At 45.2% G+C, this 13,872-nt stretch carries 10 protein-coding genes and 1 pseudogene; 7 read left to right on the top strand and 4 right to left on the bottom strand.

Features of this window, described 5'->3' with window-relative positions; genetic code table 11:
- Positions 1–180 precede the first annotated feature (180 nt).
- Positions 181–924, bottom strand: coding sequence for an anaerobic carbon-monoxide dehydrogenase catalytic subunit (locus G493_RS0119430; RefSeq protein WP_028581737.1), 744 nt, complete (start codon positions 922–924; stop codon positions 181–183).
- Between the two features lie 328 nt (positions 925–1,252).
- On the opposite strand from G493_RS0119430, the gene G493_RS0119425 reads away from it, so the two are divergent.
- The 4 genes from G493_RS0119425 (at position 1,253) to G493_RS30215 (ending at position 10,342) form a co-directional block, all read left to right on the top strand.
- Complete coding sequence (locus G493_RS0119425; protein ID WP_028581736.1) at positions 1,253–5,704, top strand: AAA family ATPase; 4,452 nt, start codon at positions 1,253–1,255, stop codon at positions 5,702–5,704.
- The gene (locus G493_RS0119420) at positions 5,701–6,360 is read left to right on the top strand and encodes a response regulator (protein WP_028581735.1); all 660 of its coding nucleotides are present in this window, start codon (positions 5,701–5,703) and stop codon (positions 6,358–6,360) included. The genes G493_RS0119425 and G493_RS0119420 overlap by 4 nt, the downstream gene beginning before the upstream one ends.
- Positions 6,361–6,687: 327 nt before the next feature.
- Positions 6,688–9,117 carry an RCC1 domain-containing protein gene (locus G493_RS30220; RefSeq protein ID WP_035275249.1) on the top strand — a complete coding sequence of 810 codons (2,430 nt, stop codon included), beginning with the start codon at positions 6,688–6,690 and terminating at the stop codon, positions 9,115–9,117.
- Positions 9,118–9,463: 346 nt separating this feature from the next.
- On the top strand, positions 9,464–10,342 hold the full coding sequence (locus tag G493_RS30215) for a tectonin domain-containing protein (RefSeq protein ID WP_051309607.1): 879 nt from the start codon (positions 9,464–9,466) through the stop codon (positions 10,340–10,342).
- A 212-nt stretch (positions 10,343–10,554) separates the two neighbouring features.
- On the opposite strand, the gene G493_RS0119400 is transcribed toward G493_RS30215, so the two are convergent.
- On the bottom strand, positions 10,555–10,929 hold the full coding sequence (locus G493_RS0119400; protein WP_028581734.1) for a hypothetical protein: 375 nt from the start codon (positions 10,927–10,929) through the stop codon (positions 10,555–10,557).
- A gap of 320 nt (positions 10,930–11,249) precedes the next feature.
- The gene (locus G493_RS0119390) at positions 11,250–11,855 is read right to left on the bottom strand and encodes a hypothetical protein (RefSeq protein ID WP_153306595.1); all 606 of its coding nucleotides are present in this window, start codon (positions 11,853–11,855) and stop codon (positions 11,250–11,252) included.
- A gap of 136 nt (positions 11,856–11,991) precedes the next feature.
- On the opposite strand from G493_RS0119390, the gene ppnP reads away from it, so the two are divergent.
- The 3 genes from ppnP (at position 11,992) to G493_RS33520 (ending at position 13,562) form a co-directional block, all read left to right on the top strand.
- The gene (gene ppnP, locus G493_RS0119385; RefSeq protein ID WP_028581731.1) at positions 11,992–12,306 is read left to right on the top strand and encodes a pyrimidine/purine nucleoside phosphorylase; all 315 of its coding nucleotides are present in this window, start codon (positions 11,992–11,994) and stop codon (positions 12,304–12,306) included.
- A 218-nt stretch (positions 12,307–12,524) separates the two neighbouring features.
- Positions 12,525–13,079 (top strand): TrmH family RNA methyltransferase, encoded by a 555-nt coding sequence (locus G493_RS0119380; protein WP_028581730.1) that lies wholly within the window; start codon positions 12,525–12,527, stop codon positions 13,077–13,079.
- Positions 13,080–13,400: 321 nt separating this feature from the next.
- On the top strand, positions 13,401–13,562 hold the full coding sequence (locus tag G493_RS33520) for a hypothetical protein (RefSeq protein ID WP_153306594.1): 162 nt from the start codon (positions 13,401–13,403) through the stop codon (positions 13,560–13,562).
- A 99-nt stretch (positions 13,563–13,661) separates the two neighbouring features.
- Here G493_RS33520 and G493_RS33515 read toward each other — a convergent pair.
- A pseudogene (locus G493_RS33515) lies at positions 13,662–13,784 on the bottom strand (ISAs1 family transposase); the annotation flags it as partial.
- Between the last annotated feature and the right edge of the window lie 88 nt (positions 13,785–13,872).

Below are 13,872 nucleotides of genomic sequence, written 5' to 3'. Positions count from 1 at the left end.
GCCTCTTCTACTTATATGTAGAATTCTTCACGCGTATAATTTGCGGTGTTTCGAGCCATCGGACATGCAGTTGTCGTGAATAGGATGCCGTACATCCCACCCCTTCCTTACCGGGGCGGGATGTACGGTGTGTATTCCCCAAGTTACTTATTTTTCACAGATATGAGGGCTCTTGAGGTTTCAAGAGTGGATGCTGCAATGGTGTTGATCACACCATGCAAGATGTATTCGTTTGCTGTGAATATGCCCGTCAATACTGTTTGCTGTCTCTATGGAATTGTTTTCCTGTAAGAAACAGGTTCCATAAATCTTTTTCAGGTCAGATGGGTTCAGTTCAGTGGTGGTTGTTTCTTGCGAATGCCATTGAGCTGTAACGGTTACTATGGGCAGCTTGCTGATGTCTGTTTCAGCGTGATCTGCCAATTCAGTGCAGAGATCTATGATGCGGGCATGCTCGGTACAACTGCCCATGTAGAGGATAGGTGAGATATCCAGGTGATTGCAGAGTTCAGTCAAACCGTAACTAGCCGAGATGATAGCATCTGCACCTGTCAGTTCTGCTTTCGCCAATACAGGGCTGACACAGCCGGAGACAGCCACAAGAATATCGCGCTGAATCAGTTCCCTGGCCAGTTGGAAAAGCATGGAATCGTGTTCGGGGGTAGTGGTATTGCTTCGCATAATACATACCATTCCGCGAATTCTTCCAGCTTTAAGTGCTCTGAAAAGTAGAGTGGATGATTCTGTACATGTCTCCCAGGCTGTTTGGCTGCAGGGGACGTCTGTATCGCAGGAAGTACAATGCGTCGTCTCATAGGCCATATCGTCATCGATCGCATTCCCGTCATCCTGTTTTGTTTCGACAATCATAGTTGGTGCGTGCTCACACATGGACACGTCTTTACACTGAACATTTTCGGCCATTTTTCTTCTCCTGGTTTTCCCGATACTGCTGTCGGAGAGAACCCACGGGTGGTTTTGTCTATCCCGGCAAGGTGTTTGGGTAGCTAGATTCTTACTGATGGGTTCAGCCTACCCTCATGTGAGGTAAGTGTCTGTCAGCTGTCTGACACTATGCCTCAAAAATATATTATTTTTTGAAACTTTTGCCGTTTATTGCCGGGATTCATGATTGTTCAGGGAAAAAGAAGATTTGTAATTCCCGTAAAGATTTGTAATCATGTGTATTCAGCAATACCACCAGGCTGCGAAAAATGTGTTAGGTATGAGGGTGATTTCCAGGAGTTGGCGTATGACTAAAGATACGGACATGACACAGAAACCTGAATCACCTGATGCTGAATGTGAAAACAGTGGGGAAAAACAGGCCATAGCATCCCCAGAGGTATCCTGGGATGATAATTCGTCAGGTACCACGGGTATCTCAGAAACATTGTTTGGTCGCTCTGAGCAGGTTCAGACGATTTTGCGTGCCTGGGAAAGAACCGGGCAGGCAAAACAAATCATCCACATACAGGGACCAAGCGGTATAGGCAAGTCTGCGCTGGTACAAAGTGTCGGAAAATACCTGGGCCGTAAGCGGTGTAGATATATTTGTGGAAAATTTGATCAAACTTGTCATTCTTTACCGTACAGCGCACTTTCAAGTGCATTGAACAGTGGAGTTGAATGGATTTTAAGTCAAGATGGACCGACATTTGATTCATGGAAATCAAAAATTACCCGTGCACTGAAAAATGACGCTTCCCTGATCACTCAAATCGTTCCAAACCTTAAATACATAATTCCCTCCCAGGAACCATCGACATTTTTATCCCCCATTGCTGAAAAAAACAGGTTTGAGTATCTGTTTCAGATTTTTATCCGGGCATTCACAGATCCTGATCAACCTCTATTGGTGTTTGTTGATGATTTGCAATGGGCGGATGATGCATCCATGGATTTGATCCGTTTAATCTGTCTTGATGATGATCTCAGCCATATTCTGTTTGTCGTGGCTTTTCGAGAGAAGGAGATGCTTCCTGAACATCCGTGGTTTACTTTGCTGGAAGAACTGGCAAGACGGAACATGCCTGTTGAGCAGCTTACGGTACCACCACTGAAGAGGCGGCATATACAGCAACAGCTTTGTTATCTCCTGCAGTGTCCACTGGAAAAGGTTTATGAGCTGAGTAAGGTGGTTGCCAATAAAACCGGAGGAATTCCGATATTAATTGAGGGGTTTGTTCTGTTTGTACAAAAGCAGAGTCTGCTGACTTACAATTCCACCAGCGCTCAATGGGAGTGGAATGCAGCAGATCTGGGGCGTTTACCTGTTTGCGATAATGCTGCTCTTTTCATCAGCGCTCGCATAGCTGAGCTTGACAAACAGTATCTTGATATTCTTGTTACAGCAGCGTTACTTGGCTATCGGTTTGAGGTTGTACAACTTCTCTGCTGTTGCGAGATGGAGCCTTGCATTATTGAGCATGCACTGTCCAGTGCTGAAAAAATCGGGCTGCTCGTAACGGAAATCCGTGAAGATCGCAATGCGCCTGCCAGGACAACTGCTGCAGCCGTTGCATACTCTTTTGCCCATGACTGCATTCAGGATAGTCTACTGACGACTTTAACACAACAGGAGTATGAGGCTAAAGCTGTGCGGATTGGGAGAGTGTTGCAAGCACATCTTGATGAAGAAAATTCTGCCAATGCGCTGTTTCAGGTGATCAATCTGTTGAATGTAGCGCCCTGTGGCGCGCACCATGTGCAGGATCTTTTCAAACTTGTATTGCTCAATCATAAGGGGGGAGTACTGGCGCTCACGCGGGCAGCCTATGTTACAGCTTTTACCTATTTCAGCAAAGGAATAGAGTGTGTTGAGTTTCTGATGCAAACGATCCCTGGTAAACCATCGTCCTGGGCAGTATACCCAGAGCTTACGCAGGAGCTGTATCAAGGTGCAGCCCAGGCCGCGTTGCTTTTGGGAAAGTCTCAGGAAATGGATGCGTTGGTCACGTGTGTTGATGAACAGATTGATGACCCTCTTAGCAAAACAAAAATATATGAAATCAAGACCAGTTTTCTTTATGCCAGTGGGAAAATGGATGAAGCCATAGACGTTGCTCTTGATTTTGCACGCCAGCTTGGAGTCCGCTTAAAAAAACACCCCCGTACCAGTGATATTCTGTTCGGCCTCCTGTGTACGTTGTGGCAGCTTCGTAAAAGAAAAACAGCCGGGTTGGCAGAGCTTTCCGGAATGAGCGACCCGGCGATTGTGTCGGTTTTGCGGGTTTTTTCCTGTACAACCCTGGCAGCGTTTTACGCCAGACCTCACCTGCTCCCTCTCATCATTTTTACAAGCATCCGTTTATCATTGCAGTTTGGCAATACTGATGCCTCAGCCTTTGCTTATGCGGGATATGGGTTTCTCCTCTGTGGGCTTATGCAACGTTTTGAGGCTGGGCATCAATTCGGATTACTTGCGTTACGATTGTTGCGAGAGAACAATTTCAGGTCTGTAGAAGCCAGAACCATTGCAACCGTACATGGGTTTATCAGCCACTGGCAGCAGCACTTGCTCGAATCGTGTCCTTCTCTGTTACAAGGGCACAGGATTGGCCGCGAAACAGGTGATCACCAGTTTGCCGCAACCTGTGCTGCAACCTATTGCTCTTTCAGCTTTTATGGTGGTGTTGATCTACAATTTTTATATAGACAGATGAATACGTTACGCGATGATTTGAAACATTTGAATCAGTCTGTACCTGTAGATGATCTGAATATGTTTCGTCAGGTGGTATTTAACCTCACTACCTGGAATGCCGAACCCTGGGCCCTGCGGGGGCCAATCTATGATAGAGAAACCTGCTCAGATACCATGGAGGCGGCTGGCAACTATTTTGGGCTGTTTACCCAGGACTACCTTTCTCTGCTACTGTGTGTGCTCTTTCATAAATCGCAGGAGAGTATTCGTTTTGCAGATGCTGCAAGCAGACGAAGTGACGCGGCCATGGCACTGCCCGAGAGTTACGGATTGCTTTTTTATGATTCCATAGCACGTCTTTCCGTCCTGTCAAGTTGCTCTTGGAGAAGACGACACCGATATCTGCATACGGTTCGACGAAATCTCAGGAAGCTCAAGAAATGGTCGGCTGTTGTGCCTGAGAATATTGTGCATAAATACGAACTTGTTAAGGGATTACTTTGTGCGCATCATTTGCAGCACAGACAAGCTGCTGACTATTTTTCCCGAGGTATTCAGCACGCACGGGAAAACAACTATCTCCATGAGCAGGCTCTGGGGTTGGAGTTGGCGGGCAGATATTATCTTGCTGGAAATGATGAGCATACTGCCAGCCGGTATATATCACAGGCCCATGAGCTGTATATGCAATGGGGCGCAGTTGCCAAGACTGCAGCCATGGAGCAAATGTATCCCCCCTTTGTTTTTGCTGATACTGCTTCGGTGTATCCCAGAGCTTTCTTTGGAAAAGAGAGGGAAGAGGCTTTGGTTACCGGTGGTGATCTTCATGATGTTTTGGAGGCTGCACGTGCTATTGCCAGGGAAACAAGGTTTTCGCGTATCATGGAAAAATTGATTCAACTGGTGCTGAAAAAAACACAAGCAACCAGGGCGCTTCTGTTTTTATATGAAGAGCAACAGTTGTATCTCCAGGCTTTGGCTGAAACAAAAAATGACTATGTTGAAATAATGCAGCAGAGGAGTTTGGATCAGCTGCAGCTCTCTTTGCCTACATCAGTAATACATTTTGTGACCCGTGCACGTCAAACAGTGATCCTGGAAAATTCCATACAATCTACCATATTTGCAGCTGATCCTTATATACGGGGTAATCCCTGGATTTCCGTTCTCTGTATGCCGATTTTCAGGAAAAATACCTGTGCAGGCATTCTCTACCTGGAAAAAACTGCTGCCCATACCGGCTTTCATAAAGGGCAACTGAAAATTCTTGATATTTTGCTTGGCCAGGCTATTGTTTCAATTGAAAATTCAAAGCTGTATGCGAGTCTTCATAAAGAAAAAGGGCTGGCATCTGCTGCCAATCGACAGATTGATGTACACAGACGTTTACTGCAAAATATGTCTGCCGAGCTTGCTATGGTTGAGGAACAGGAGAGGAAGAGTATAGCCGATGATCTCCATGACAGTGTGACTCAGACTCTGGCATTGAGTGTTATTCAACTGAAAAAACATATACAGTCCCTTTCTTCTCAAAAACAGCAGTCTCTGCATCTGGTCCTGGCACAGACTGAAGAAGCGGTGAAGCAAATCCGTTCTTTGACTTTTCAGCTGAGCCCTAAAATTTTATACGATTTCGGGTTAGTGCCAGCTCTTGAGTGGTTGGTCGATGATATGAAAAGCAGCCACAGTATGGACGTGACCCTGCGAAATGAGTTGCCCCTGCACTCTTCTTTGGACAACTTGACTGAAAATGCGAATATCACACTCTACCGTGCCGTCAGAGAACTTCTGATCAATGTCTGTAAGCATGCTGACACCAGGAAGGCAGTAATATGGATGACATGTGATACTTCAGAGGTCGTTTTCACTGTTGCAGACGAGGGAAAAGGCTTTAACAGTTTTCTTGATACTGAAAGCTCGGGAGGCGGCTATGGACTTGTACGTTTGCAGGAACGCATCCAGGCTCTTGGTGGTGATGTCACCATTGACACTGCCCCTTATTCTGGGAGCAGAGTTTCACTTTCACTTCCTTTGAAAAGCAATCAAAAAGAAACATGAAAAATGACACAGCCATTCATCTGCTTCTGGTGGATGATCATAAACTCCTTTTAGATAGCCTCTCAGAAGCCATAGGACGTGAAAAAGATCTGGAAGTTGTCGGGCAGGCTGACAATGGGCGAGAGGCTCTGGTTCTTGCCGAGAAGCTGCGACCTGATGTGATCGTAATGGATATTTCCATGCCGGAGTTAAATGGGATTGAAGCAACTCGCCAAATCATCAGACAAATACCCAAACAAAAAATTCTTACCCTCTCCATGCACGCAGATAAACACTATGTCATGGGTATGTTCAGAGCAGGAGTGGCAGGCTATATTCTGAAAACCAACGCCTTTGATGAGTTGGCCTTTGCCATTCGTCAGGTGCATGGTGGAAATTTTTATGTCAGCCCGGAAATAACAGGAGTGGTGGTTACCTCAGCCCTTGAAATGACGCCTGAAAAGGCTGTGGCCAGAGAAGGTGACCTGTCGTCCAGGGAAATGGAAATTCTTCAGCTGATTGCTGAGGGAAAAAATAGTGAATACATGGCCGACACCCTGCATATCAGTAAACGTACCGTTGAAATTCATCGTCAGAATTTAAGAAAAAAACTTGGGCTCAACACAGTTGCGGAATTAACCCGGTATGCTGTTAAAATAGGCATCGTGTCCCTGTAGCCAGTGCTGGTCCATATATGTGGATATCCTCTAAAGACCTTGTGTTTGCACGATTATTTGCTTCTTGATCAATTGTCTCGTTTGTAATCTACGTAGTACCTCACCTCTTTTTTACGTAATAGTCCGTATTGACTTCTTTATTTATAACTGGGATATGGTTTGTGTAAAGGCTTTTGGGTCGCGGAAAATAAGTTGTCTTTTCCGTGACCCTTTGCCACTGCAATACGAATGACGGCAGAGCAAATTGATAATTGACTCCACTGTAGTTTTCGGTGATGCCGATTTTTCGTATAAACAGTGCCTGTAACTCCTGGCAAGAGGATATGTATGAGATGCTTTTTTTTCATTTTTATTGTGGTGGTGACGGTGGTGGTGGCGAGCCAAAACTCCTTTGCAGCCTTGCAGTTCAATCCATCTGTTTCGCTCACTGCAGGCCTGCCGGGAGATATACCCGGAAAGCCAAGGGTTGCATACAACAGTAAGCACGATGAATACCTGGTGGTGTATCAGTACAGCCACAGTGTTCTCACTCTTGGCGTGCAGCAAATCCATGCTGCACGTTTTTCCTCTGCAGGCAGGTATATTGCAAACTATGTCATAGCAAATCTTCCTCATAGCTGTGAACAGCCGGATGTAGCTTACGATCCCGTCTTTGATCGTTATCTGGTTGTCTGGTCCTATGATCCCACTGGAGCGTATACTGCTTTGTCCTGGGATATTTACGGGAGATTTGTTCCCTGGTGTGGTCCTGCTGATACCCTGACCCCTTTTGTTGTTGCTGAAGATATGCACGAATGTCCCTCAGGGCCTGGCTTCTGTTTAGCTGCAGGCGAAAAATCACCTCGTATTGTTTACAGCCCAACCAATAAAGATTTTCAGGTCATCATGATCATTGATGATGCTACTGCTTACCCTTACATAGCCGGTCTTCGCATCAGTATAGATGGTGCAATATCGTGGCAAAATCTTCTCCTTCGTTCAAGTTCCATGACAGCCAGCACCCATCCGGATATTGCATACAACAGTGTCCGCGATGAATTTATGATTGTCTATGATGATACGGAAAAAATATACGGGGTTACCGTGCCAGGAGTACAGGCAGAAGGTGTTTTTGAAAAAAATCCTGCCAGTGTGCGACTCCTCAGTCTGTCTGATAACGGCACGCCGCTGGCGGGAATACATCAGTTTCCTGCCGTAGCTTTTTCCAAAGGCGCTCAATATTACATGATTACCTGGGTAACCAACAGGCATATCAATGCGGGCGATTTACATGTTCGCTATTACCCGGGCGGCTGGAATACGCCAACCACTGTGTACAGAGATGTTCTTAGTGGGGTGAGCATGAACGTGTACGATATCGCAGATGTCAGCTGTACAGCAAATGGAAACGATTGCTTTGCAGCCTGGGTCGTTGACAGTAATGGTACATTTTATACTGTCGGTCGTCAGATTATCCTGACTTCCGATTCTTCTGGAAATTTGACAGGGCATGGTACCGGTTTTGCTGAATTTCTGGACAATCTTTCTTCGTTGACGGTGTGGGGAGCAGAGTATCCTACAGTGGCCATGGGAGGAGGTGCAGATGGATTCTATTTAGCATCTGAAGGTTTTGATAGCTCCAGCATCCGGCGAACATTTGGCAGGATCTCGGTTCAGGATGCATCTGCGGGATGGAAAACCATGGCCACAGGCGATCGGCATTCCCTTGCAGTACATTCCGGCGGTACGCTCTGGGCCTGGGGAGACAACACGTACGGCCAATTGGGATTAGGCCCTGCAGCAGGAAATTTTAAAAGCTTAACACCCAGGCAGGTTGGGGTTGATTCAGACTGGGAGAGGGTTGCGGCCGGAGTTTACACTTCTTTTGGAATTCGCTCTGACGGTACTCTCTGGTCCTGGGGAAATTACAGCGTTACTCCGACTGAACCTCAAACGGGAACACAGTGGTCTGCTGTGGCTGCAGGACAATCTCATTATCTTGGCATACAAAGTGACGGCAGTCTTTGGTGGTGGGGATATGTGTTTGTGAACAATCAACAGATTATGGCTAATTTTGAACAAATAGGTACTGAAAAAAACTGGGTCGCCGTTAGCGCAGGTCAAAATTTTTCCCTTGCTCTGAAAGCCGATGGTACACTCTGGGCCTGGGGAGACAATCTGTACGGCCAGCTGGGACAAAACACTTTTGGGGAGAACACAGGACTCACTGATCCCACTCAGATTGGCACAGATACAACATGGAGAACCATTGCTGCCGGAAGATATCATTGTCTGGCTATTAAACAAGACAATTTTCTCTGGAGTTGGGGGCTCAATGGGTACGGTCGCCTTGGTCTTGGAGATTTGGATAACCGCTATTCGCCTACAATGGTGGGATTCTTTTTTCACACCATTGCAGCAGGGGCAGGGCATTCGTTGGCTACAAGGGGATTGTTGGCAGAGGGACAAGCCTGGGGCTCAAACAGCTCAGGTCAACTTGGACAGGGCGATACATTTACAGGATCATATAAAACTGCACCAATCACTATTGCCTTTGGCCCGTCTCTTCGTTCTCTGGCAGCAAAACATAACCATTCCCTGGCACTGTCGGAAGATGGGAGGCTGTATGGCTGGGGTGAAAATACGTACGGTCAACTGGGACTTGGAGATACTGACAATAGAAACTATCCCACAGAGATCAAGGGCGCTGCAACCAATGGAACAGGATTTCCATGGGCTCTTTTTTTTCCCTCAATTCAACACGCCGCAAAAAAGTAAGGGGCGCGGAAAATAGTAAATATCCAAAAATTGCGTAGGATATAGGTTTGGTCGTTGTCGCGTCAATGGTTCCATACTGGCCGTATTGAGTCATTGACGCGACGAGGTTACCGAGTTGAGAGACAAGCAAAATTGGATAATTTATTTTTTCGTGATCCTAAGTACGGGAACATAGCTTTTAGTTTGAAATTTATTTGTATGTATAACTGGTTACATGGTGAAGGAGGGCACACGGGCTGATGGTGTGCATTAGGTCATACGTAAGCCAGGCTGATCGCGGAAAGATCAGGTGCACTGTGAGTAGTTACTTGTAAAGATCAATTGTAAGCAATGAGGAGGTGGCCGTATGATACGAAACACAGGTGAAAAAATTGTCGCGATAACCGTAGTGTTGCTTTGCACGTGTGCTGCATCGGCTCAAGCTGCCTGGGAAAAACATTGGGGGGCTGTGAGCAATGTGGTTCTGGGGTATGAACAGATTGACAGTGGAACCTTGGAATATGCGGTTGAGTCTTCCACCGGAGATATTTTCACATATAAAGGAATACCGCTCTCATTTGAAAAAATAGGAGGGCCCGGCAAGTCCTTTGTTGTGGCCGGGGGGAGATTATACGGTATTTCTCCTGACGGATCTGCTGTATATGGATATCAAGGAACGCCAGGGCAATGGAAGAAAGTCGGTGGACCGGCTCTAAAGATATATGGAATTGATTCTTATATATCAAAAGCACTGTTTGCCACCAATCCCCAGACAGGGGATATTTACAGTTTCGATTCCAGCTCAGAGCAGTGGACAAGAATCGGTGGTCCGGGGCTGATGTTTGCAACAGGTCGTCAGGAACTGTATGGGGTATCCCCAGATGGAAGTGGTGTGTATAAATACGAGGGTACTCCCGATAAATGGACGAAAATCGGTGGCCCGGCAGTAAAGATTTATGCAGGTGGAGATGCTTTATTTGCCATTAATCCCCAGACAGAAGATATATACAGTTTTGATAAAACCTCTCAAAAATGGACAAGGATTGGGGGGCCAGGGAAAACATTTACTGTAGATGCGTATGGTACTCTGTATGGTTTGTCTCCGGATGGAAGTGGTGTGTATAAATATTCCGGCACCCCTGAAAAGTGGGAACGGATAGGCAATGCAGCAAGTAGTATATTCGCAGGTGGGGCACGAATGTGCGCAATTAACCCGGACAATCAGGAATTGTGGTGCCTGAAGTAAACGGGAGCCTTGGTCAGAATTTTTCGACAATATTTAGTGTTTTAAACAGTTGGTGAGCAAATTTCACAGCATCTGCTTTGTTACCATTCATGAGCAGATAACGTCCTCTGGGAAGGATACCCAGAGAAAAAGAGCAATCGACAGGCAGGGGCAAGTACCCTGCCTTTTCAGTTTTTATCAGACATAATTGCCGACCCTTGATCCAGGGTCCCTCATGTTTTTCTAAGTCGTTGAATGGCTACGTTTTGTTTGAAATAAATGTCAATGTTCATGAGATTCAAAAAGACCCATACTGCAGCCAAAAATGATGGTTTACATAGCAGGGATTCCAGGTAATCATCAGGCAATTCAATAAAAGCGATCAAAAGAACAGGGAGCATAGACAATTTAGCAAGAATATCCAGCATTTCTATTCGTGATATTTTTTCTCGTCTGAAGGACATTTTTTCGCTGTAGGTTGCAGGAGAACGGATCGCGATACTCCATAAAGAGAAGAGAATAATGGTTGCTTTATACGCGTTATAATATCCCAGCAGACAACCAAATGTTGAGAGTGAAAACAGTAAAAAGAGTCTTTCTTTACTCATGCTATGATGTAATGTGCAAAAGTGTTAACAAAACAAATACGAATATTCCAGGGCGATGGTCTTATAGCAGAAGAGCATCCAACATATACTTTTGGCCGTATGCCACCAGTCATCCAAAAGACTGCCTTTGCAAAAGGATACAATATCAAGCTGTGAAGATTGGGTGAAACTCTCTGCCAAATTCTGTGCATCTCCAAAAATCAGTTTATAGTACAGGTAATATAACGGTGTGTTTACGAGAACCAGAAGAAGATGTTTTGGTTCTTTAAGAAAGAGCATGACGTCTTCAAACATATCTGTTGTTGTTTTTTGTGTTCCTTCTAATCCACGCTCGGATAGTAATGTGATAGGGTAATTCCAATGCCTAATTCACCTGCCAATTTCAGGAATTCAGGCGGAAGATAATCGCTGTGCATAAGGATATGTTCATTCAAACGGCACGAATATGGGAAATCCAGCTGTATATCGATGTCCTCGTGTGTGGATATCACACTGCGTAGTTCCTGTCCATATTTTTGCAGAAACGTGTGGGCATCTGAGATTTGCCCTGCAAGATCATCCCATTCTCCTTTGCTGACAACAGATGAAAAGCCGTAATCTTGATACGTAACTGGCTTGTATCTGATTTTGTTTACTTCTCCCTTTTCATGTTTTTTATAAGCAGGAAATTGTGAATTTTCGAGAAAAGCGGCAAAAGATGTTGTTTTGCTGCTCACATGTAACACACACATATTTACTCCTTTAAGGCCTGTAACGTCATCTGCTAGCCAAACCTCAGGACCTGGAAATAATAACTGCCCAAAAAATAGTATACGAGTTCTTGATATTACGCGCAAAGGCCAAAGAAGACAAATTTGCCTTGTGTAGTGCTCGAATATTGTTGCGGCAACCAGCAATGAGTGGCTATAGACTGTTTCTATTGTCAATTGTTTCAACCGTACCGGGTGGGGATTTGGTAGACCCATTCCCGTGCCGCTGAAATGCTACGTGTATATGAGAAATCAGGGCTGTGTGTTTATAGACGCGGTAGCAATACAACAAATATAAACGGAAAGGAAGAATATGTCTCAGTTTGATAATGTATCAGTGGTTAAAGAAGCCAATATGTATTTTGACGGTAAGGTTACCAGTCGTGTGATTCTGTTTGAAGATGGTACGAAAAAGACTCTGGGTATCATGTTGCCGGGGGAATATACTTTTGGAACCGAAGCAAAAGAGATTATGGAGATTACTTCTGGCGATCTGGATGTGCTCCTGCCTGGTGAGTCCTGGCAACGTTTTCAGGGTGGTTCAAGTTTTGAAGTGCCAGCCAATAGTTCGTTTGAGTTAAAGGTAAAGAAAATTACCGATTACTGTTGCAGTTATATCGCAGAGTAAAAACAGATGTGTGTGCAGAGAGATTCTTGTTATGGGAATCTTTCTGCCACAGATAACGGTATCACAAATGGGGCAGGCAGTATGCTCCGAACATACTGCATAGCAAGAGTATCCGTCGTTTGGAGATGGTATGCCTCATAGCCGGAAAAAGAACACCTGTTTGCACCAAACAGTTTGGTTGTCCGTTTTTGTCTTTATGATTGTGTCACGAATAGCGCATGTTTGAAATAGATTATCAATTATCAACAGACCAGTTACGTCAGAAGAAGTATGACAGGGATGAATACCGCAAGTTACAGCGAAATCCCATATCAATTCTGTTGGATACCATTAATGGCGGGCATAATTTGGGATCGATCATCCGTATTGCTGAAGCACTGATGGTTGAGCGCCTTCATATTCCTGCAAATGGCCCCTCTCCTGAGGGCAAAAGGGCTCGGAAGATGGCAAGGGGAGCCCAGAACTGGGTACCGATCACTCCTTTTTCTTCAACCTGTGAGCAGTTGGATACGTGCAGGAAACAAGGGTACCAGATAGTGGCGGTGGAGCTTACCAAGAAAAGTCAACTCTACACAGAAACAACCTACGCTTATCCAACACTGTTTGTATTGGGCAACGAAACCCTGGGCGTGAGCAGCGAGGCCTTGGACATGGTGGATTTTTCAGTGCATCTGCCAATTTATGGTATGGTCAATTCGTTGAATGTTGCCACTGCCGCAAGTGTGATTCTGTATGATGCTGCGCAGAAATATATGACCTCCCTGAATACATAGTTGATGAGCCGTCACCACGCGGAATTATGGAAATTTATTCTATGGTCTTTGCTATTTAGATCTGTGATTACCAGTGAAATTCAGCCAGGCTTTTTTACACGGTGCGTAGGGCGCACCCTACCTTTGTCTTTCGCATGCCTCGGACTGTAGGGTGCGTCATACGCACCAGCAGAACACCTTTTTTACCCATCTGAATCGAATCCAAGATGGTTACTTTTGGGGTCTTACTTGCTTTGCTGTTGTGCTGCCCTGAGAATAACCGGCAATATTTGGAACAAGATATCGCTTTTCTTGTTGGTTTGGGAAAAATGGACAATAACCGTGCAATCGGCAGATCGTCTCCAAGCATTAGAAAACTTTGATAATGATGATCAAGAAACGATTATTAAAATAATCGACGCGATGGTTATCAAAAAAAGGGTGGAGGGAATGGTCCAAGACCCATTTGACAAGAAAAAACAGGATGTTGATGGGAGAATGTGAGTAGGCTCAGAAAGAATGCCAATCAGCCATTACACCGGACAAGCCGGTGAATTTCTCATTGGCGTTTATTTCGTGTCCAGGGCAATCGCATGGGTAATGTCAGCCAAACAATACCTTAGCAAGATAATTATTGTCCCACCCAGCTTTCTGACGTTTGATTTGAGTGCCGACTTTGGCAGTTTTTTCCTGCTTGAGTAAATTCAGTGCTATATGTCTTACTAAAGTTTCCTGGAAATTATCACATCGCCGATCCCGGTTCCCCTACGCGACCATGCGTAGCAGTGTTCTGACAAAAGATTTTTGCGTCTTT

The sequence above is a fragment of the Desulfogranum japonicum DSM 18378 genome (assembly GCF_000429945.1).
Classification (GTDB): domain Bacteria; phylum Desulfobacterota; class Desulfobulbia; order Desulfobulbales; family Desulfobulbaceae; genus Desulfogranum; species Desulfogranum japonicum.
The sequence above is the reverse complement of the archived record's forward strand: the minus strand, read 5'-3'. Positions and strand labels throughout refer to the sequence as shown.